Origin of the sequence: Roseovarius sp. THAF9 (assembly GCF_009363715.1) — a bacterium.
Classification (GTDB): domain Bacteria; phylum Pseudomonadota; class Alphaproteobacteria; order Rhodobacterales; family Rhodobacteraceae; genus Roseovarius.
Genome location: NZ_CP045404.1, coordinates 395,804 through 414,202, shown reverse-complemented (window position 1 = coordinate 414,202; position 18,399 = coordinate 395,804). Strand labels below are relative to the sequence as shown.

The window sequence follows — 18,399 nt, the reverse complement described above, 5'->3', positions numbered from 1 at the left end:
CGCCATGCCCGTTTGCGCCTTCGATATCGCCCCCGATGGCACCGCCTGCCCGGCCTCGGAACTCGGCCCGGACGAAGGCTATGCCTGGTGGCATTTCGACCTTGCCGATCCGGAGCTTCCGGCGTGGCTGGAGGCGCGCGTTCCATCCATCCCGGCCACCGCGCTTCTGGCCCCCGGAAACCCGGCCGCGCTGTGACCGCTACGGCGACGGGCTGATGCTGAACCTGCGCGGTGTGAACCTCAATGCCGACGGCCCCGCGGACCAGATGGTCGCGGTCCGCATGTGGATGACCGAGCGCCTGGTCGTGACAGTGCGCAAGCGCCGGGTCTTCGCTATCGACGCCATCAGGGAAGACGCGGCCAGCGGCGATGCTCCCGCCGGCCCCATCGCTTTCGTGCATGATCTCGCGCAGCGGTTGATGACGCGGGTGCAGGACACGGTCTTCGACCTCAGCCGCCGCGTCGACGACATGGAAGACAGCGTCGAGGAGGGCGACGAGGATCCTCCCGAGGATCTGGCCGAGGACCAGCGCATGGCGATCCGCCTGCGCCGCTACCTTGCCCCTCAGCGCGACGCGCTGATCGCGCTGGTCGGCACCGACAGCGAGCTTGTCACGTCCGATGCCCGCGCGCGGCTGCGCGAGTTGGGCAACCTCGCCAAGCTGGCGGTCGAGGAACTGGAATCGATGATCGGGCGGATGGAGGCCGTGCAGGACTACCACGCCACGCAAGCCGACCAGCGGCAGAACCGCAACGGCTATATCCTGTCGATCGTGGCGGCGGTGTTCCTGCCGCTCGGGTTCATCACCGGGCTCTTCGGCGTGAACGTGGCGGGGATGCCCGGTGTGGACACCCCCTGGGCCTTTGCCGCCCTGTGTCTCGGGCTGGTGGTCCTGACCGTCGGCGCGGTCTGGATCCTGCGAAAGCTGAAGTGGATCTGACCGAGTTTATTCGACCGTGATCGTGATCTGGTCCGATGTCACCGGCGGGTCGTGCGGCACGTGGTTCATGTCGCCCAGCACCAGTTGCAACGTGTGCTCGCCCGGCTCCAGGTCCAGTTCGACCTGCGTCTGACCACCGCCGAAATGCACGTGGTTCTCATCGGACGGGATTGCGGATTGCAGTTCTTCCTCGCCATCCGGGCCTTCGCCCAGCGGCGCGCGGTCCACCAGGATATGGTGGTGCCCGGTATTCTCTTTTTCGGTGCCGGCGGGCGCCACGCCCATGCCGCTCAGGCCGAACACGACTTTCACAGGGGCCGAGACGGTCGCGCCGTCCTCTAGATTGACGAAATACACCTCGGCGCCGTCGGGGGCCGGTGTGCTTTGAGCAAAAGCCATCGAGGCGGTCAGCGCCAAAGCGGCGGCAGTTTTCGTAAGAAGTTTCATGCAGGCTCTCCCTTGTTCAGGTTGCGCAGGCGCCACGTCTCCCGAACGGCCCTGCGACACTGTAGAAGATGGATCACGCGAGGCCTGCGGCAAGGTCGCTCGCGCCTTAGCGGCTTGCCAAAGCTGTTTCCGGGCCACGAACGATGCACCACAAAACCAAGATATTGTCTGGCCCGCGCCGCAGTTGTGCCTGAATTTCCCGCGATACCTTCAACTCAACAAGAAACGACGAGGGTATCGAGAATGGATCGCCTTACCGAAATGGAGGCCTTTGCGACCGTCGTGGACCAAGGTGGGTTCACCGACGCCGCACGCAAGATGGGTATCTCCAAGTCCGCCGTATCCAAGCACGTCTCGTCGCTCGAGGCCCGTTTGGGTGCGCGCCTGCTGAACCGGACCACCCGCCGGGTCAGCCCGACGGAAATCGGTTTGGCCTATTACGACCGTGCCCTGCGCGTGCTCAACGATGCGGGCGAGGCGGATGCGCTGGTCAGTTCCATGCAGTCCGATCCATCGGGCCTGCTGCGCATCTCGGTGGCCACCGATTTTGGCGTGAATCACCTCAGCCCGATCCTTGGCCAGTTCCTCGACGATTTCCCCGACATCACCGTGAACATGGTACTCAACAACCGCTACGTCGAACTGATCTCCGAAGGCTTTGACATGGCGATCCGCATCGGCGAGCTGGAAGACAGCACCCTGCGCGCCCGCAAGCTGACCGAGACCACGAAACGCATGATCGCCAGCCCGAGTTACCTGCAAAAACACGGCCGGCCCGGCAAGATCGACGATCTGAACGAGCACAAGCTCCTGCACTATTCCAGCCAGTCCAACGGCTCAGTCTGGAAGCTGACCGCGCCCTCGGGCGAAAAGCGTCAGGTGCGCACCGCGGGCGGCTTGTCGGTCAATGACGGCCAGTCGCTGCTGAACGCCGCGATCTCGGGCCTTGGCATCGCCTACCTGCCCAGCTTTCTTTACGCCAACGCGCTGAAAGAGGGGCATGTGGTCGACGTCATCCCCGACCTGCCGTTGGAAACCCAAGGCATCTACGCGGTCTATCCCCCGGGCCGCTTCACACAGCCCAAGGTTCGCGCCTTCATCGACTTCCTCGTCCACGCCTTCGCCGAGAAGGGCCCGACGGACTGGTAAGATTTTCCTCCGCCTACCAGGCAAACTGACCCCGGGTGGCGCGCTACCCGGGCTATTTCGCTTGGCTCAGGCCATGCGCAACGGCAGCCGCTTGCGCCCCCAGTCCCCCGGCAGGCCGTCGATCACGCCGGGAAAGCGCGTGCCACAGGTGACGCATCCACCGAAATCGTCCAGCTTCCAGTCCGACAGCGCGTGCCAGTCCCGCCCGATCACGCGGTCCCCGCACTCGGCACAATAGCTCGACTGCGCGTCGGGGTGATGCGCGTTGCCGATATAGACATGCCGCAGCCCCGCCTGATGCGCCATGTCGCGCGCCCGCAGCAGCGTCTCCAGCGGCGTGCGCGCGTGCGACAGCATCCGGTGATCGGGATGAAAGGCCGTGAAGTGCAGTGGCACATCGGGCCCGCAGGTCTCCATCACCCAAGACAACAGCGCCTCCAGCTCCGCCGCGCTGTCATTCTCACCAGGGATCAGCAGCGTCGTCAGCTCGACCCAGCATTCGGTCTCGTTCACCGCATAATCGATCGTCTCCAGCACCGGCGCGATCTCCGAACCGGTCAGCTTGCGATAGAACCCTTCGGTGAACCCCTTCAGGTCGATATTCGCCGCATCCATCGCGGCAAAGAATTCCGACCGTGGCGCGTCACAGACATACCCCGCCGTCACCGCCACGCTTTTGATACCCGCCTCGCGGCAGGCGGCGGCGGTGTCTAGCGCGTATTCGTGAAAGATCACCGGGTCATTGTAGGTGAACGCAACCGATTCGCAGCCCTCTGCCCGCGCCACTTGGGCAATCTTTTCCGGCGCCGCCTCATGCGCCAGGCTGTCGACCTCGCGGCTCTTCGAAATCTCGTGATTCTGGCAGAACTTGCACGCCAGGTTGCAGCCCGCCGTGCCGAAACTCAGTACAGGCGTACCCGGCAGAAAGTGATTCAGCGGCTTCTTCTCGATCGGGTCGATGCAAAACCCGGTCGAGCGCCCGTAGGTGTCCAGCACCATCCGGTCGCCCTGCCGCATCCGCAGGAAACACATGCCGCGCTGCCTGTCCCGCAAGGTGCAAAAGCGCGGGCACAGGGTGCAGCGCAGCCTGCCATCGCTTTCAGTCTCCCAGAATCGCGCGGGGTGCATCGTCGGTCGTTTTCCTCCATGATCCTGCCTACCAGATAGGCATGCGACCTTGAAATGAACAGTGAACCCGACCCCATGATGCGCCAACCCGCCGTCGCCGGAACCTTCTACCCGGCCGCGCCCGATGCGCTCTGGTCCGAGGCCGAAAGCTGCATCACCCGTGGCACCAGCGGCTGGCGGCCCGAAGGCTCGGTGCCCCGCGCGATCATCTCGCCCCATGCGGGCTATCGCTTTTCCGGCTGGCTGACCGGCGCGGCGTGGCGGGCCACGGCCCGTGGGCGCCCCTCGACCATCGTGATCCTGTCGCCCTCTCATGCGCACGCTTTCGACGGCATCGCCCTGCCGTCACAAAAGGGCTACGCCATGCCCCGGTTCGACGTAATGATCGACCGGCCCGCTGCCAACGGCCTCGTGCAGGCCGGGCTGGCCCATGTCGAGGACGCCGCCCATGACCGCGAGCACGGCATCGAGACGCAACTTGCTTTCCTGCACCGCCTGCATCCCCACGCCAAGGTGGTGCCACTCGTTATCGGCAATGCGCCGCAAGAGGAGGTTGCCGCGGCCATTGACCACCTCACCGCTGAAGGCCAGCCGCTCTTCGTCTTGTCCAGCGATCTCAGCCATTTCCTCCCCCGCGACGCAGCGGACGCCAAGGATGCCGAGACCGCCAAGCTGCTGGAAACCTCCAGGGGCACGACGCTCACATCCCGCCATGCCTGCGGCGCCGCAGCCATTACGGGGTTCCTCGCCTCGACGACGGGCGCGGGCCTGCGCGTCGCCCGTCTCGCCATGGCCTCCAGCGCCGATGTCACCGGCGACACCTCTCGCACCGTTGGTTACGGCGCCTGGGCGCTTTTCGACACCACCGACGAGATCATCATTCCGCGCCACCGCCAGATGCTGCTCAAGGCCGCGCGGCAGACGCTCGACTCTTTCACCAAGCGCAGCAAGCCGCCCAAGCTGGACGAAACCAGTTTTCCGCAGGCCCTGCGCGGCCGCGGCGCCAGCTTCATCACGCTGCAACAGGACAGACGCCTGCGCGGTTGCATCGGTTCGCTCACCGCCCATCAACCGTTGGTCCGCGACGTCGCCGAGAACACGGGAAAGGCCGCCTCCGCAGATCCACGCTTCAAGCCCGTCACCGCCGAAGAAGTTCCCGGCCTGCGCCTTAAGATCGCCGTGCTGTCGCCCTCCGCGCCAATGACATTTTCGGACGAGGCCGACCTGCTGTCACAGCTGACGCCGCACCGCGACGGGTTGATCCTGCGCGACGGGGCCAAACGCGGGGTGTTCCTGCCGATGGTCTGGGACAGCCTGCCCGACCCCGCCGCGTTTCTGACCGCGCTGAAGGTCAAGGCAGGTCTGCCCAAGGACCACTGGAGCGACACGTTGAAAATTCACCGCTTCTGCGCCGAAATCTTTGCCGAGCCGGATTAGGCACTCAACCGGCGTTGGAAATCTCGATCAGGTTGCCATCCGGGTCGCGCACATAGATCGAGGTCAGCGGTCCTCTTGCCCCGGTGCGGGGCAACGGCCCTTCCTCGACCGTCACGCCGTGTCCGGCCAGATGCGACTGCCAGTCGGCCAAGGGCAGGTCGCTCAGGAAACACAGGTCCGCCGTGCCGGGCGCGGGATGCGCCGCCTTCGGCTCGAACTCCGCCCCGGCCTTGTGCAGGTTGATCTTCTGCGCACCGAATTTCAGAGCCCACCGCCGCGAGCCGTCGGCAGGGGTGAACGCCTCCGCATTCATCCCCAGCGCTTCGGTGTAGAATGCCACCGTCGCGTCGATATCCGCGACTGTCAGCACAAGATGGTCCAGCGATGTCAGGCGGGGCTGCATGGGAATTCCTTTCGTCGCAGGCATTGTCTTTTCGCGCGGCGCCAGCATAGACATACGCCGAAACCGGATGGCAGGCCAAGATGACAGACGCCACGCAAACCCTTCACGACCCCATCGACCCGGCCCGCGCCCGCGCGCTTCAGGCGACACTGGGGGAGACACCCACGTTGGCTACCGGCGACGCCCTTCCGCCCTTCTTTCACCAGATCTATTTCTGGGACCCGCAGGTGCCCTCCGACCTTGGCCGCGACGGGCACCCCGAACTGGGCGGCGTCATCCCCGATATGGGCCTGCCCCGGCGCATGTGGGCCGGCGGGCAGTTGCAGTTCCACGCGCCCTTCCGCGCCGGACGGCCCGCCACCCGTCGCACGACCCGCGAAAGGGCCGAACACAAGCAGGGCCGCAGCGGCCCTCTGGCCTTCGTCACTTTGCGCCATGAAATCTGGCAAGACGACACCTGTTGCATCACCGAGCATCAGGACCTCGTCTATCGCGAGGATGAGATGGGCCAAAAACCCGAACCGCCCCGCGCGCCCTACGGCGCGACGAAAACCCGCACGGTCAGCTTCGACAGCACGCTTCTCTTTCGCTACTCCGCCCTCACCTTCAACGGCCACCGCATCCATTACGACGAAGACTATGCCCGAAAGGTCGAGGGCTATGGCGGCCTTGTCGTGCACGGTCCGTTGCTGGCGCATCACCTGATGCAGATGGCCGATGCCAAACTTGGCGGGCTGACACGCTTCAACTTCCGCGCGACCAGCCCCCTGATGCACTTTGAGACAGCCGAGCTATGCTGGGGCAAAGGCGGGACATGCTGGGTGCGCGGCCCGGATGGGCGGCAATGCATGTCTGCGCAGGCGAGTTGATCACCCCGGTTTCGGCAGTGACGCCTCGGGCCTGAACGCCGCCGGGATCGCGTCCCGCCCGTCAAGTACGAGGTCCGCCATTACCTGCGCCACCTTCGGCGCCATGCCGAACCCGATCTTGAAGCCGCCATTGGCGATGAACTGATCCGGGTAAAGCGGATGCACCCCCAGCAAAGGCGCCCGCGACCGGGCGCGGGGCCGCACCCCGGCCCAACGTTCGATCACCTTTGCGCCGCGCAACGATGGCACCGCGGCGCGGGCACGGGCCAGAACGGCGTCCAGTTGCCCGTCCGTGTCCGTCGCGCTGTCATACTCCCGCTCCGATGTCGATCCAACAGCGGTCGTCCCGTTGCGATGAAAGATCACGTGCAGCGCGTCCGCAAACACCTGCGGCGCGTCCGGCGCCGCGAAATCCAGCACCGCGCCTTGCCCTTTCACGCCATTACCCACAAGCGCGTCCAGCTTGTCCGACAACTCGGCCAACCCCGCGACGCCCGTGGCATGGACGATACGGCCCGTCGCCGCGCCTTCCGCCACGATCTCTCCGCCGCGTTTCACGATGGCCGCCGCCAGCGCCTTCCCCCCCTCTCGCGGATGCAAGCGCGCCGACAGCGTGTCGCGGATCAAAAGCCCCGTAGGCGTGACCGGCGCGTGTGCCACCGTACCGGCCTCTACTACCTGCCACGTCGCGGCGTCGCCCCAAAGCTCCCGCGCTGTGACCTCCCTTTGCCGCGCCAGCGCAAGGCCCGCCTCGTCCGCCACCGGCTGCACCCGGCCCGTTCGCGCATAACCCGAGGGCAGGCCCGACACCTGCGCCACCTCGGCCCAGAACGCCTCAGCCATCAAAAGGCTGTCCAGCTGGAACGCCTTCTTCTCGTTCCAGTTCTCGGGCACGTGCGGCGCCAATGCGCCCACCACGCCGCCCGATGCCCCTGCGCCCACGCCGCCGGGGTCGACCACCCGCACCTGCGCCCCCCGCAACTGACAGGCGAAGGCGATGGACAGGCCGAAGATCCCGGCCCCATAGATGGTGACGTCTGCCATTGTCATTTCCCCGGCCCGGCGGCATGGTCGCCGGGATTTTCCCTGACTACCGGAAGGCGCGATGCAGGACCAGCAGGCAGAACTGGAATGGCGTGACGGCGACGTCCCTGTCTCCACCCGGTTCGACGACCCGTATTTCAGCCTGGAAAATGGCCTGGCCGAGACGCGTCACGTCTTTCTGGGTGGCAACGACCTGCCTGCCCGGTTCCGCGACGGCTTTCACATCGCCGAGCTGGGCTTCGGCACCGGCCTCAACTTCCTGACCGCGCTTCAGGCATGGCGCGCGGCAGAGCTACCCGGCACCTTGTATTTCAACAGTTTCGAAGCGTTCCCGATGGAAAACGCCGAGATCGAACGCGCCCTCTCGGTCTTCCCCGACCTGCCTGTCGAGGCGCTCGCACTGCAATGCGGCGGCCCCTTCGCCAGCACGACAACCGGTCCCGATTTCATCCTGCGCATCGTTATAGGGGACGCCCGCACCACTCTGCCCAACTGGGAGGGCCAAGCCGACGCCTGGTTCCTCGACGGCTTTTCACCTGCCAAGAACCCAGAGCTATGGCAAGAGGACCTGTTGCAACAGGTGGGCCAACACACCGCACCGGGCGGCACCGCGGCCACCTACACCGCGGCTGGCTTCGTCCGGCGCGGATTGCAGGCCGCCGGGTTTGAAGTCACGCGCGTTCCGGGATACGGGCGCAAGCGGCACATGACCCGCGCAAGAAAGACCTGAGCATGGCAGAGCAGAACACCCGTCTCGGCATCCTGATGATGGTGACGACCACCTTCATCTTCGCGGTGCAGGACGGCATCTCGCAATACCTCGCGCGGGAATACAACGTGCTGATGATCGTGATGATCCGCTACTGGTTCTTCGCCGCCTTCGTCATGACCGTCGCCAGCCGCACCGCCGGCGGCCTGCGCGCCGCGGCCCGCACGGATCAGCCACTGGTACAGGGCTTTCGCGCCGTGCTGCTGGTGGCCGAGATCTGCGTGATGATCTTCGGGTTCACCCTGCTGGGCCTCGTCGAAAGCCACGCCGTCTTCGCCTGCTATCCTCTGCTTATCGCCGCGCTCTCCGGACCGGTCCTTGGCGAAAGCGTCGGCTGGCGCCGCTGGGCGGCCATTGGCGTGGGTTTCGTCGGGGTCATCATCATTCTGAAACCGGGCTTCGGCGTCTTCCAGCCCGAGGCGATCGTGCCGCTGATAGCCGCCCTGATGTTCGCGCTCTACGGTCTGCTCACGCGCTACGTTGGCCGCCGCGACAGCGCCGCCACCAGCTTTTTCTGGACCGGCACGGTGGGGTCCGTTGCCATGACTGCCGTGGGCCTCTGGTTCTGGGAGCCGATGTCGGCCTATAACTGGCTCTGGATGGCCGCCCTCTGCGTTACCGGAGCGGCGGGACACTTCACGCTTATCAAGTGCTACGAGGTCGCCGAGGCCAGCGCGGTCCAGCCCTTCGCCTATCTGCAGCTGGTCTTCGCCAGCACCATCGGCATCCTGTTCTTTTCCGAAACGATCCGGCTCAACGTGGCGCTCGGCGCGGGTCTGATCGTGGCCGCCGGGTTGTTTACCCTCTGGCGCCAGCGGCTGCGCGGCTAGTGCGGCATTTTACCGGGCTCCCCCGCAGCAGGCTCTCGATGTATCAGACGTCTGTAGCACCGGAGGTCTGATACATGCGCTTGCCGCGACACATGACAGCGATCTGCAAGGCGGCGTTCACGCTGGTCTTGGCGCTGTTCATCGCGATCCGCGTCGTGGCCCAGCCCACAATCCTCGCCGCGCCTGACCCCGGGTTGATGGCGCTCTGTTCTGGCGGTCAGATCGTCTACGTCTCGATGGAGACCGGCTTGCCGGTGGAAAACGACGACGAGACCGGGCTGTTGGCCGAGTCCTGCCCCTTTTTCGGGGTAACGGCCTTCAACCTCAGCGCGGACCAGCATCTGCCGACGCCGTTGCAGTTGCCCGCCGCGCTCACCCTATTGCAGACCGGCACGTCACAGCCCGTGCTCGCCGCACCGATTCAGAACGCCGCTCGCGCTCCGCCGCTGCGGGCCTGATCCAGTGCGGGCACGGCGCCCGTGCATCCCTTTCCCAGACAATAGACGCAGGCGGGCCTCGGCCCGGCGCGTTGTCATACCACACCCGGCACGCGGCAGATGGCCCGCGCCACCACACCAAAGGAAACTAACATGAAAACCCTTCTTACCCTTGCATCTACCATCATCCTTTCGACAGGCATCGCCACCGCGCATGACTACACCTCCGGCGACCTTGAAATCATGCACCCGATGGCCTTCGAGACGCCCAAGATGGCCAAAGCGGGCGCCGGTTTTCTTACCATTACAAACAATGGCGACACGGACGATGTACTGCTCGAGGTGCGCGCCGACTTCCCCAAGGTCGAGGTCCACACCACCGAGGAAACCGACGGCGTCGCCAAGATGATGCATGTCGAACACTTGCCCATCCCGGCCGGTGAAACGGTCGAACTCGCCCCCGGCGGCTATCACGTGATGTTCATGGGGTTGGAGTCACCGTTCGAGGACGGTCAGGAAATCCCTGCCACGCTGGTCTTCGAGACCGCGGGCGAGGTCGAGGTCACGTTCAATGTCGAGGCACGCTCCGAGGACGGCGAAAGCATGGACCACTCCAACCACTGACTCGGGCAGCACGCGGGCCGGGGCGGACGCCGCCTTCGGCACCCCGTCACCGGGTCAATCCACCGTCGGTGAAAGCGTATTGCCGACTAGTTCCTGCGAAAACGGCACCGGGTGCGGCTCCTTGCCCAGCCGCGCCCGGTAGACCGGCAGGCTTTCGGCCACGCGCATCACGTAGTTCCGCGTCTCGTTGAACGGGATATGCTCGATCCAGTCGATGATGTCCCCGCCCTCCTGCCGCGGATCGCCGAACCGTGTCATCCAGCGCGGCGGCCGCGCCGGCCCCGCGTTATAGCCCGCAGCCATCATGATCACATTGCCGTCGAATTGTGACGCCATCTGCGCCAGATAGGCCGAGCCCAGCCGCGCGTTGTAGGCCCAATCGTCGAAAACGCGCGATCGGGTGTGCCCGGTTTCGCCCAGCCGTCGGGCCACCTCGGCGGCGGTGCCGGGCATAAGCTGCATCAGGCCCATCGCGCCCGCGCCGCTGGCCACGCCCTGGTCAAACTCGCTTTCGCGCCGCGCGATTGCCAGCGCCAGCTCCATCGGCACCGGAAGCTCCAGCTCGTGCATCGGATGCAGCGGATAGTACGGCGCGGGCAGCGTGATCCCGCGCCGCGCCGTCGCCTTGCCCACCATCACCTGCAGGTGCGGCGAGCCAAGGTCGTGCATCGCCTGCCCCAACTGGCCCAACTCGGACGGCTCAAGCGTGGCTGCGAGGTGCTTGAAGAACCGCTCAGCCAGTGACACCCGCCCGTTGGCCAGCGCCAGCACCCCGGCCTGAAACACCTCTCCCTGCGCAAAATCCGCCGCGCGCCAGTCCGGGAAGCTCTGGCGCCCGTTCAGCTTGCGGTCGAATGGGAACCCGCCCCGTTCGGCGGCCAACAGCCCGTAAAAGCTGGTCTGGTGCAGCGCGCCCAGCTCATAGGCGATTTTGGCCGCAGCCTCGTTGCCCGCCGCCTCTTGCGCCCGGCCCAGCCAGTATCCGGCCCGTCCCAGAGAGATCGGCGTCTCGACCCCGTCCATGAACCGCTGGAAATGAAAAATCGCCAGTTCGGGATCGCCCAGGTCGGTCAGAGCGATGAACCCCGCCAGCCATTCCAGATCGGCGAAATGCGACCCTTCCACCAACCCGTGCACCGATGCCAGGTCATAGGCCGTGCGCGCCGCACCATCGCGCATCCGGTCGCGTGCCAGTTCCCGCCGCCAGCCGGCCCAGCGCTCGGCATCGCCCAGCCCGTTGCCCTCCAGCCGGCTTTGCCGCAGGATCAGCTTGATCGCGTCGTCCGGCCGGTTTTTCCGAATGTGGCGGTTGTAAAGCGCATAGGCGATATGCGGGTTGCTTTTCGCCGCATCGGGCAACAGCTCCAGCCGCTTGTCAGCACCGTCCGCATCGGCCTCGATCGCCAGCCGGGTCTGGGCGATATCGCGTGTCTCCTCGTCCACAAGCGGCAGCATCTGCTGCACGTCCCGCAGACCCCGCCACAGGGCCATATCCAGCCGCGCCGCGTGATGCGGCTTCAACAACTCCGGTCGCGCCCGGATGAAGGCGTCGTGTTCCGCCGTCGACAAGTCCAGCGTCCGCCACGCCAGCACCATCGCGACATCGGCATCGCCGGGCCGGCCAGCCTCCTGCAACGCCCGCGCGTAGGACAGCGCGCCAAGCCCCGATTGCGGCACCCGGTCATCGTAAAAGGTGATGATCTCATCGGGCGTGGCCCCGATCATCGCCCCTTCGGCCTGCTTGTGCAGGTACTCCAGACCGGGCCAGTCGGCGTGATCCTCCAGAAAGCCCAGAATCTCTCCCGGCGTGCCTTCGCCGGCCCGCAGCCGATGCCATTCGATCAGCGTCACCCCGGCCGGCCCGGCGCGTTCCGCAATCTGCGCCGCGGTGGCCCAGCGTCCGGCCAACATCGCATCGAACGCGCTCGACATCGGGCGCGGCGGTATGCGCGGTGCGGGGGCGACCATGACGGTTTCCTCCGCATCCGTCCCAGTCTCGGAGCCAGAAGCGGGCTGCGATTGACCCGACTCCTCCGACTGCGCCGCCGCGAGCAGCGGCCACAGCAGGGCCATTAAGGCCACGACAACTCTTTGAACGCTGAACATCTCTTGCATTTTCCCGGGCCAGCGACGATAGACACAGCCAGCCTAGTTTCAAGGGGACGGATCGTCCATTCACAAGCTGGGCAACGCCGCGGCACGATTGCGTGTTCCACCGCGGTCATCCACCAGCCCCACGGGCTACGACATAGAGAGGAGCGTATCATGTTCAAAGGATCATTTCCTGCCCTGGTCACGCCGTTCAAGAACGGCGAACTGGATCTCGATACGCTCAAGAAACTTGTCGAGTGGCATATCGCCGAGGGCAGCCACGGCCTCGTGCCAGTCGGAACCACCGGCGAAAGCCCCACGCTCAGCCATACCGAGCATGAAACCGTTGTGTCCGAAGTGGTGCGCGCCGTCGCGGGCCGCATTCCGGTTATCGCCGGCGCGGGCAGCAACAACACGCTCGAATCGATCCGCTTCATCCAGCACGCCGAAGAGGTCGGCGCCGATGCGGCGCTCGTGGTGACGCCGTATTACAACAAGCCCACCCAGCGCGGCCTGATCGCCCATTTCACGGCGCTGCACGACTGCTGCAACCTGCCGATCATCATCTACAACATTCCGGGCCGGTCCTCGGTGGATATGATGCCCGACACGATGGGCGAGCTGGCCAAGCTGCCGCGCATCGTCGGCGTCAAGGACGCTACCGGCGACCTGGCCCGCGTCAGCCACCAGCGCATGACCTGCGGCAAGGAGTTCTGCCAGATCTCGGGCGAGGACGCGACCGCGCATGGCTTCAACGCCCAAGGCGGCGTTGGCGTGATCACCGTCACGGGCAATGTGGCCCCTCGCATGGTGGCCGAAGTACAGAACGCCACGCTGGCGGGCGACTATGCCAAGGCGCTGGAAATCCAGGACCGGCTGATGCCGCTGCACAAGGCGATCTTCACCGAGCCGGGCCTCGTTGGCGCAAAATATGCCCTGTCGCGGCTGGGTCTTTGCAGTGACGAGGTACGCTCGCCCCTGACCGACCTCAGCGACGAGACCAAGGCGATGGTCGATGACGGCTTGCGCCATGCCGGGCTGATGAACTAGAGCACGGCCCATGGCCGAGCTTCTGATCGTCTACCATTCCAAGACCGGCGGCAGCCGCCAGATGGCACAGGCCGCCGCTGAGGCCGCGCGGGATGAGACGACCACGACGCTTCAGACCGCCGAAGACACCGGGCCGGACGACCTTCTGCGCGCCGACGGCTATATCTTCTGCGCGCCCGAAAACCTGGCCGCCATCGCGGGCGTGATGAAGGACTTTTTCGACCGCTGCTATTATCCAGTGCTGGGCCGGATCGAGGGGCGCCCCTATGCCCAGATGATCTGCGCCGGGTCGGACGGCACCAATGCGCAGAAACAGATTGCCCGCATCGCCCAGGGCTGGCGGCTGAAGGCTGTGCAGGAACCGTTCATCATCTGCACCCACGCCCAGACGCAGGAACAGATCCTGGCCGAGAAACACCTGTCAGAGGATGACCTTGCCCCCTGCCGCGAGCTGGGTCAGGCGCTTGGCGCAGGGCTGGAAATGGGCGCTTTTTAGTCGACCCGGCGCACCAGCATCTGGTTGCCCGGGCCCGACTTGGTTTCGAACACCTTCAGCTTGCCCACAAGGTCGCTCAGCTTCTTCTCACCATAAGTCCGCGTGTCGAAATCCGGCTTGTCCGCCTGGATCTGCTGCCCGATCCGGCCCAGCGGGTACCACTCGCCCTCCTGATCGATCTTCTCCATTGCATCGAAAATTAGGTTCCGCGCATCGGCCGCAGACTTGGAATCCAGCCCAGCTTTGGTTTTGGACCGCGCCGAGGACCCGGCCTCCTGATAGATGTTCTCGATCGCCACGAACCGGTTGCACGCATTCTTCAGCGCGTCGGGCGCCTTGGCCTCGCCGATGCCGATCACCGTCAGGCCCTGTTCGCGGATGCGGCTGGCCAGCCGGGTGAAATCGCTGTCCGACGAGACGAGCACGAACCCGTCGAAATGACCTGCGTGCAGGATGTCCATGGCGTCGATCACCAGCCCGATATCCGACGCGTTCTTGCCCTTGGTATTCGCCGTCTGCTGGTGCTGGACCAGCCCGAGGTTCTGCGCCGTCTTGGTCCATCCACTCAGTTGCTGGCTGGACCAGTCGCCATAAACCCGCCGCAGGCCCGGCTCGCCATAGCTGGTGACCTCCTTCAGAATGGCCTCGGCGTATTTGGAGGGCACGTTGTCGGCATCGATCAGCACGGCAAGCAGGTGGGAACGGTCTGGCATGGAAACTCCTTGTTCAGGGCGCACCCTGCCCTATCCGCCGCTTCGGCGAAAGCCGATTGTGGGCGCTCAGCCCTTGTCGCCGATCTTGTCCTGGGTCCTGGTCTCAAAATCCGATGCGTCGTGGCGTTCCCACAACTGCTCGTGGGGTTCGCCCATCGTGCGGTTCACCATGCGCCCGCGCTGAACGGTCGGTCGATCCAGGATCTTCTCGGCCCAGGCCACGACGTTCTTGTATTCATGCACGCTCAGGAACTTGCCGGCATTGTACTGCCGCCCCAGTGCCAGGTTACCGTACCAGGGCCAGATCGCCATATCCGCGATGCTGTACTCTTGCCCCGCGATAAAGGGTCGGTCTGCCAGCCGCTTGTCCAGCACGTCCAACTGACGCTTGGTTTCCATCGCGAAGCGGTTGATCGGGTACTCGTACTTTTCCGGCGCATAGGCATAAAAGTGCCCGAACCCGCCGCCAAGATAGGGCGCGCTGCCCATCTGCCACATCAGCCAGTTCATTACCTCGGTCCGCTGCGGGCCGGACGTGGGCAGGAACGCCCCGAACTTTTCCGCCAGGTGGATCATGATCGACCCGGATTCGAACACGTCGATCGGCTCAGTTCCCGACCGGTCCACCATTGCCGGGATCTTGGAATTGGGGTTCACGTCGACAAAGCCCGACCCGAATTGGTCACCATCGCCGATGCGGATCAGCCATGCGTCGTATTCCGCGTCGTGGCCCGCCGCCAGAAGCTCCTCGAACATCACCGTCACTTTGACCCCGTTGGGCGTGCCCATGGAGTAGAGCTGAAAAGGATGCTCGCCCACCGGCAGTTCCTTGTCATGCGTCGCCCCGGCGATGGGCCGATTGGTCGAGGCGAAGGTGCCTCCGCTTTCGGCGTCCCATGTCCAGACTTCAGGCGGGGTGTAGGTGTCATCAGTCATAACAGGCTCTCGCTTTGTCTTGAGTTCAGGAAAAGAGCTAACCGACCGCGCCGGCAATGCAAGGTGCAGCCATGCACAGAATTCTGTGCAACGGTTTTATCGCGTGAAAATGCGCAGTTTTTCCCGACGCCAGGTCTTGGGGCTTGCACGTCCCGCACGCTTTGGCCAATGCTGCCCCGGAATACCCGAAGGAGAAATGCGAATGCGGTGGTGGGCAATAGCGACAGTGGCAACCGTGGCGGCCTGCGGGCCAGCCGTAACGGACAACGGCGTGCCCTCGCGCGCCGAAGAGGAAGGCCCCGATATCTGCAAGGCCGCCGACCACGCCGACCTTGTCGGCCAGCCACTCGCGGCTTTCGACCAGTCCGCGCTGGACCAGCCCGTGCGCATCATCCCGCCCGGCGGCATCGTGACGATGGAATACAATCCCAAGCGGCTGAATGTCGACCTGGACAGCAGCGACAATATCGTGCGCTTCTGGTGCGGCTAGAGCCGCGTCCTGACGCCTGATCCCGCCCAAGCGTCCCGGCCCGGGGGGCAATTCTTGTCTTGCGCTTATTTCAACCCAGTTGATACTGCATTGTCAGTAATGTTTGATTTCGCACAGACAAGCGAGGCCCCTCATGGACAGCTGGGATGAAGTCCGCACAGCCTTTCACGTGGCGCGCGTCGGGACGGTCAGCGGCGCCGCCGAGGCGCTGGGTGTTCACCACGCCACCGTCATCCGCCATATCGACGCGCTCGAGGAGCGGTTGGGCGTCAAGCTTTTCCAGCGCCACGCCCGTGGCTATTCCACCACCGAGGCGGGCGAGGACCTCTTGCGCGTGGCCCAAGCAACCGACGACCAGTTCAGTCAGCTTGCCGGCCGGATCAAGGGCCGCGGCAACGACGTCTCGGGCGAACTGGTGATCACCTCGCTTGGCGGTTTCAGCCATCTTCTGGTGCCGGTCCTGACCGAGTTCCGGAAGGAATACCCCGATATCATCCTGCGCTACCTCACTGGCGACCGCCTTTTTCGGCTGGAATACGGCGAGGCGCATGTCGCCATCCGCGCGGGCCGCGCCCCCGATCAGCCTGACAACGTGGTGCAGCCCTTCTACAAGCAGGCGCACACGCTTTACGCCGCGCAATCCTATGTCGGCAAGCACGGCCTGCCCGCGTCCGAAGCCGAGTTCGACCAGCACTGGTTCGTCAGCGCCGACGACCCCAAGAACCGCGCCCCGTTCAACCAGTGGCTGCGACAGACAGCGCCCGAAGAGCGCATCATCTTCCGCAGCCAGGACGTGCACGCCCAGCGCCGCGCAATCACCGAAGGCGCGGGCATCGGGTTTCTCAGCAAGGTTCTCGCCAACCAGCTCGGCAACCTGACCGAGGTCATGCCCGCACGCGACGAATGGTCCGCGCCGATCTGGCTGGTGACCCATATGGACCTGCACCGCACCACCAAGGTTCAGGCCTTCCTGCGGTTCCTCAAGGATCGCGCCAAGGCGTGGGAGGTCGAGTGACCGACCGGCTGCGCGGCCATGCCGCGATGCTGGCTTTTTCCGGGCTGATCGCCGGATCCTTCGCCCTTGGCTCGATGGCCGCACCCCATATCGCACCCACCGCGCTCAACGTCGTGCGGTTCATCCTTGCCTCGGTCCTGCTTGGCAGTGCGGCCTGGGCGACCGTCGGTATCCCGCGCGCGACGTGGCAGGCGCCCTGGCGCTATCTGCTTTTGGGCGGGTCGATGGGGCTTTATTTCGTGATGATGTTCGAGGCGCTGAAAACCGCCGCTCCGGTCAGCGCGGCGGCCGTCTTTACCTTGACACCCATAATGTCCGGCCTTTTCGGCTATATCCTTCTGCGGCAGGTGATGACCGCGCGCATGGGCCTGGCGCTGGCCATCGGCGCGGCGGGGGCGCTTTGGGTGATCTTCGACGCCGATCTTCAGGCGCTCCTGCGGTTCGAAATGGGCCGGGGCGAGATCATTTTCTTTTTCGGCTGCATCGCGCACGCGTTCTATACCCCGCTGGTGCGCAAGCTGAACCGGGGCGAGCGGCCCATCGTCTTTTCCTTTGGCGCCATGGTTGCCGCCGCCGGTCTGATCGCGCTGGCAGGCTGGTCCGACATGCGCGGCACCGACTGGCCCGGCCTGCCCGCCATTGTCTGGATCACCATCGTCTACACCGCCGTCGCGGCCACGGCGATCACCTTCGTCCTGCTGCAATATGCCTCGCTGCGACTGCCCAGCGCCAAGGTCATGGCCTATACCTACCTGACACCCACATGGGTGATCTGCTGGCAGGCGGCACTGGGCCACGGCCTGCCCCCGCCCATGATCCTCGTGGGCGTCGGGATGACCATCGTGGCGCTGGTGTTGCTCTTGAAGGACGAATAGCTACTCCGCCAAGTCCCGCGCCGCCTCGTAAAGCCGCCGGAATTCGTCGCCGAACGCCTCCTCGGGAACACTGCGCAGAAAATACTGCACCGTGCCGATCGGTGCCGGCAGTTGCACATCCATCGTCATCGTGTCGCCGGTGCAAGTATAGGTGATCGTCGGCTCGTACCGCGCCCCGCCCATCACCGGTGCGGTCATGCCATCGCCATTGGCCGTCATCGAAAACAGTGCAGGGGCCGATCCTGCGTCGCAGAACGTGATCCGCCCGGCATCGCCATTGATGAACCCCACCTGTGTCAGCGCGGCAAGGTCCAACCTCACATCCACGACATCGCCGGTCTCGACGAATGTATCGGTAAACTCCGTGGCATGGTGGAAAGGCAGCGTGTGATAGAACCCGTCCTCGTAGATCGAGATCCCCAAAGCGGGCGACGCGCCCGCCGCGATTTCACGGATCACGCGGTCAGGCACCATCCCCTGCAAAGCATCCCGGATGCGTGCCGGCGCCGTGTTTTCTCCAACCCAGTGCCCAACCATGCAGGGGTCGCCCACGGGCGGCGGTCCGACGCACGCATTCTGGGCCACGGCGGGGGCAGTCCAAAGGGCCAGCATCAGGGTCAGGACAAGTTTGTTCATCGCGGTTTCCTCCGAATTC

22 protein-coding genes are annotated in these 18,399 nt (G+C 65.0%); 14 read left to right on the top strand and 8 right to left on the bottom strand.

What is annotated here, in order from left to right:
- The first annotated feature begins 4 nt into the window (after positions 1–4).
- Positions 5–196 carry a hypothetical protein gene (locus tag FIU86_RS22485; RefSeq protein WP_172977404.1) on the top strand — a complete coding sequence of 64 codons (192 nt, stop codon included), beginning with the start codon at positions 5–7 and terminating at the stop codon, positions 194–196.
- Between the two features lie 19 nt (positions 197–215).
- The gene (locus FIU86_RS02075) at positions 216–941 is read left to right on the top strand and encodes a CorA family divalent cation transporter (protein WP_254703920.1); all 726 of its coding nucleotides are present in this window, start codon (positions 216–218) and stop codon (positions 939–941) included.
- Between the two features lie 6 nt (positions 942–947).
- On the opposite strand, the gene FIU86_RS02070 is transcribed toward FIU86_RS02075, so the two are convergent.
- Positions 948–1,340 carry a DUF4399 domain-containing protein gene (locus tag FIU86_RS02070; protein ID WP_254703990.1) on the bottom strand — a complete coding sequence of 131 codons (393 nt, stop codon included), beginning with the start codon at positions 1,338–1,340 and terminating at the stop codon, positions 948–950.
- Between the two features lie 291 nt (positions 1,341–1,631).
- Between FIU86_RS02070 and FIU86_RS02065 the strand changes: the two genes are divergently transcribed.
- Positions 1,632–2,537 carry a LysR family transcriptional regulator gene (locus FIU86_RS02065; protein ID WP_152473556.1) on the top strand — a complete coding sequence of 302 codons (906 nt, stop codon included), beginning with the start codon at positions 1,632–1,634 and terminating at the stop codon, positions 2,535–2,537.
- 66 nt (positions 2,538–2,603) lie between these two features.
- On the opposite strand, the gene amrS is transcribed toward FIU86_RS02065, so the two are convergent.
- A complete protein-coding gene (gene amrS / locus FIU86_RS02060) occupies positions 2,604–3,665 on the bottom strand; it encodes an AmmeMemoRadiSam system radical SAM enzyme (protein ID WP_152473555.1) in 1,062 nt (353 codons plus the stop codon).
- Positions 3,666–3,719: 54 nt separating this feature from the next.
- On the opposite strand from amrS, the gene amrB reads away from it, so the two are divergent.
- Positions 3,720–5,102: an AmmeMemoRadiSam system protein B gene (gene amrB, locus FIU86_RS02055; protein WP_152473554.1), complete on the top strand. Its 1,383-nt coding sequence runs from the start codon at positions 3,720–3,722 to the stop codon at positions 5,100–5,102.
- A gap of 4 nt (positions 5,103–5,106) precedes the next feature.
- Here the strand turns inward: amrB and FIU86_RS02050 are convergent, their stop codons facing one another.
- On the bottom strand, positions 5,107–5,505 hold the full coding sequence (locus FIU86_RS02050) for a VOC family protein (RefSeq protein ID WP_152473553.1): 399 nt from the start codon (positions 5,503–5,505) through the stop codon (positions 5,107–5,109).
- An 80-nt stretch (positions 5,506–5,585) separates the two neighbouring features.
- On the opposite strand from FIU86_RS02050, the gene FIU86_RS02045 reads away from it, so the two are divergent.
- Positions 5,586–6,374, top strand: a complete 789-nt coding sequence (locus tag FIU86_RS02045) for a MaoC family dehydratase N-terminal domain-containing protein (protein WP_152473552.1) — start codon at positions 5,586–5,588, stop codon at positions 6,372–6,374.
- Here the strand turns inward: FIU86_RS02045 and FIU86_RS02040 are convergent, their stop codons facing one another.
- Positions 6,375–7,418, bottom strand: a complete 1,044-nt coding sequence (locus FIU86_RS02040) for an FAD-binding oxidoreductase (RefSeq protein ID WP_152473551.1) — start codon at positions 7,416–7,418, stop codon at positions 6,375–6,377. It abuts the gene before it with no gap.
- A 61-nt stretch (positions 7,419–7,479) separates the two neighbouring features.
- Between FIU86_RS02040 and mnmD the strand changes: the two genes are divergently transcribed.
- From mnmD to FIU86_RS02020, 4 genes are all read left to right on the top strand, one after another.
- Complete coding sequence (mnmD, locus tag FIU86_RS02035; protein ID WP_152473550.1) at positions 7,480–8,148, top strand: tRNA (5-methylaminomethyl-2-thiouridine)(34)-methyltransferase MnmD; 669 nt, start codon at positions 7,480–7,482, stop codon at positions 8,146–8,148.
- A 2-nt stretch (positions 8,149–8,150) separates the two neighbouring features.
- Positions 8,151–9,017: a DMT family transporter gene (locus FIU86_RS02030; protein ID WP_152473549.1), complete on the top strand. Its 867-nt coding sequence runs from the start codon at positions 8,151–8,153 to the stop codon at positions 9,015–9,017.
- A gap of 74 nt (positions 9,018–9,091) precedes the next feature.
- On the top strand, positions 9,092–9,475 hold the full coding sequence (locus tag FIU86_RS02025) for a hypothetical protein (protein WP_152473548.1): 384 nt from the start codon (positions 9,092–9,094) through the stop codon (positions 9,473–9,475).
- A gap of 132 nt (positions 9,476–9,607) precedes the next feature.
- A complete protein-coding gene (locus FIU86_RS02020; protein WP_152473547.1) occupies positions 9,608–10,078 on the top strand; it encodes a copper chaperone PCu(A)C in 471 nt (156 codons plus the stop codon).
- Between the two features lie 54 nt (positions 10,079–10,132).
- Here the strand turns inward: FIU86_RS02020 and FIU86_RS02015 are convergent, their stop codons facing one another.
- The gene (locus FIU86_RS02015) at positions 10,133–12,193 is read right to left on the bottom strand and encodes a lytic transglycosylase domain-containing protein (protein ID WP_254703919.1); all 2,061 of its coding nucleotides are present in this window, start codon (positions 12,191–12,193) and stop codon (positions 10,133–10,135) included.
- A 150-nt stretch (positions 12,194–12,343) separates the two neighbouring features.
- Here FIU86_RS02015 and dapA point away from each other — a divergent pair, with 150 nt between their 5' ends.
- Positions 12,344–13,219 carry a 4-hydroxy-tetrahydrodipicolinate synthase gene (gene dapA / locus FIU86_RS02010; RefSeq protein ID WP_152473546.1) on the top strand — a complete coding sequence of 292 codons (876 nt, stop codon included), beginning with the start codon at positions 12,344–12,346 and terminating at the stop codon, positions 13,217–13,219.
- 10 nt (positions 13,220–13,229) lie between these two features.
- Complete coding sequence (locus FIU86_RS02005) at positions 13,230–13,715, top strand: flavodoxin family protein (protein ID WP_152473545.1); 486 nt, start codon at positions 13,230–13,232, stop codon at positions 13,713–13,715.
- Here FIU86_RS02005 and FIU86_RS02000 read toward each other — a convergent pair.
- Positions 13,712–14,428, bottom strand: a complete 717-nt coding sequence (locus FIU86_RS02000) for an NYN domain-containing protein (protein ID WP_152473544.1) — start codon at positions 14,426–14,428, stop codon at positions 13,712–13,714. The two genes, FIU86_RS02005 and FIU86_RS02000, sit on opposite strands and share 4 nt — an antisense overlap.
- 66 nt (positions 14,429–14,494) lie before the next feature.
- The gene (yghU, locus tag FIU86_RS01995; protein WP_152473543.1) at positions 14,495–15,364 is read right to left on the bottom strand and encodes a glutathione-dependent disulfide-bond oxidoreductase; all 870 of its coding nucleotides are present in this window, start codon (positions 15,362–15,364) and stop codon (positions 14,495–14,497) included.
- Between the two features lie 202 nt (positions 15,365–15,566).
- Here yghU and FIU86_RS01990 point away from each other — a divergent pair, with 202 nt between their 5' ends.
- The 3 genes from FIU86_RS01990 to FIU86_RS01980 all read left to right on the top strand — a co-directional run bounded on the left by FIU86_RS01990 (position 15,567) and on the right by FIU86_RS01980 (position 17,744).
- The gene (locus tag FIU86_RS01990) at positions 15,567–15,854 is read left to right on the top strand and encodes an I78 family peptidase inhibitor (RefSeq protein WP_172977402.1); all 288 of its coding nucleotides are present in this window, start codon (positions 15,567–15,569) and stop codon (positions 15,852–15,854) included.
- Between the two features lie 133 nt (positions 15,855–15,987).
- On the top strand, positions 15,988–16,869 hold the full coding sequence (locus FIU86_RS01985; protein ID WP_152473541.1) for a LysR family transcriptional regulator: 882 nt from the start codon (positions 15,988–15,990) through the stop codon (positions 16,867–16,869).
- Positions 16,866–17,744, top strand: coding sequence for a DMT family transporter (locus tag FIU86_RS01980; RefSeq protein WP_254703918.1), 879 nt, complete (start codon positions 16,866–16,868; stop codon positions 17,742–17,744). Before FIU86_RS01985 ends, FIU86_RS01980 begins: the two co-directional genes overlap by 4 nt.
- Here the strand turns inward: FIU86_RS01980 and FIU86_RS01975 are convergent, their stop codons facing one another.
- A complete protein-coding gene (locus FIU86_RS01975) occupies positions 17,745–18,380 on the bottom strand; it encodes a hypothetical protein (protein WP_152473540.1) in 636 nt (211 codons plus the stop codon).
- Positions 18,381–18,399 lie beyond the last annotated feature (19 nt).

What these genes read in the sequence shown, in the direction of transcription:
- FIU86_RS02040 (WP_152473551.1), bottom strand. Translation starts at nt 7,418, where the DNA reads ATGGCAGACGTCACCATCTATGGGGCCGGGATCTTCGGCCTGTCCATC.
- dapA (WP_152473546.1), top strand. Translation starts at nt 12,344, where the DNA reads ATGTTCAAAGGATCATTTCCTGCCCTGGTCACGCCGTTCAAGAACGGC.
- FIU86_RS02015 (WP_254703919.1), bottom strand. Translation starts at nt 12,193, where the DNA reads ATGCAAGAGATGTTCAGCGTTCAAAGAGTTGTCGTGGCCTTAATGGCC.
- FIU86_RS02000 (WP_152473544.1), bottom strand. Translation starts at nt 14,428, where the DNA reads ATGCCAGACCGTTCCCACCTGCTTGCCGTGCTGATCGATGCCGACAAC.
- FIU86_RS01975 (WP_152473540.1), bottom strand. Translation starts at nt 18,380, where the DNA reads ATGAACAAACTTGTCCTGACCCTGATGCTGGCCCTTTGGACTGCCCCC.
- FIU86_RS22485 (WP_172977404.1), top strand. Translation starts at nt 5, where the DNA reads ATGCCCGTTTGCGCCTTCGATATCGCCCCCGATGGCACCGCCTGCCCG.
- mnmD (WP_152473550.1), top strand. Translation starts at nt 7,480, where the DNA reads ATGCAGGACCAGCAGGCAGAACTGGAATGGCGTGACGGCGACGTCCCT.
- FIU86_RS02020 (WP_152473547.1), top strand. Translation starts at nt 9,608, where the DNA reads ATGAAAACCCTTCTTACCCTTGCATCTACCATCATCCTTTCGACAGGC.
- amrS (WP_152473555.1), bottom strand. Translation starts at nt 3,665, where the DNA reads ATGCACCCCGCGCGATTCTGGGAGACTGAAAGCGATGGCAGGCTGCGC.
- amrB (WP_152473554.1), top strand. Translation starts at nt 3,720, where the DNA reads ATGAACAGTGAACCCGACCCCATGATGCGCCAACCCGCCGTCGCCGGA.
- yghU (WP_152473543.1), bottom strand. Translation starts at nt 15,364, where the DNA reads ATGACTGATGACACCTACACCCCGCCTGAAGTCTGGACATGGGACGCC.
- FIU86_RS01990 (WP_172977402.1), top strand. Translation starts at nt 15,567, where the DNA reads ATGCGGTGGTGGGCAATAGCGACAGTGGCAACCGTGGCGGCCTGCGGG.
- FIU86_RS02005 (WP_152473545.1), top strand. Translation starts at nt 13,230, where the DNA reads ATGGCCGAGCTTCTGATCGTCTACCATTCCAAGACCGGCGGCAGCCGC.
- FIU86_RS02065 (WP_152473556.1), top strand. Translation starts at nt 1,632, where the DNA reads ATGGATCGCCTTACCGAAATGGAGGCCTTTGCGACCGTCGTGGACCAA.
- FIU86_RS02050 (WP_152473553.1), bottom strand. Translation starts at nt 5,505, where the DNA reads ATGCAGCCCCGCCTGACATCGCTGGACCATCTTGTGCTGACAGTCGCG.
- FIU86_RS02045 (WP_152473552.1), top strand. Translation starts at nt 5,586, where the DNA reads ATGACAGACGCCACGCAAACCCTTCACGACCCCATCGACCCGGCCCGC.
- FIU86_RS02030 (WP_152473549.1), top strand. Translation starts at nt 8,151, where the DNA reads ATGGCAGAGCAGAACACCCGTCTCGGCATCCTGATGATGGTGACGACC.
- FIU86_RS02075 (WP_254703920.1), top strand. Translation starts at nt 216, where the DNA reads ATGCTGAACCTGCGCGGTGTGAACCTCAATGCCGACGGCCCCGCGGAC.
- FIU86_RS02025 (WP_152473548.1), top strand. Translation starts at nt 9,092, where the DNA reads ATGCGCTTGCCGCGACACATGACAGCGATCTGCAAGGCGGCGTTCACG.
- FIU86_RS01985 (WP_152473541.1), top strand. Translation starts at nt 15,988, where the DNA reads ATGGACAGCTGGGATGAAGTCCGCACAGCCTTTCACGTGGCGCGCGTC.
- FIU86_RS02070 (WP_254703990.1), bottom strand. Translation starts at nt 1,340, where the DNA reads ATGGCTTTTGCTCAAAGCACACCGGCCCCCGACGGCGCCGAGGTGTAT.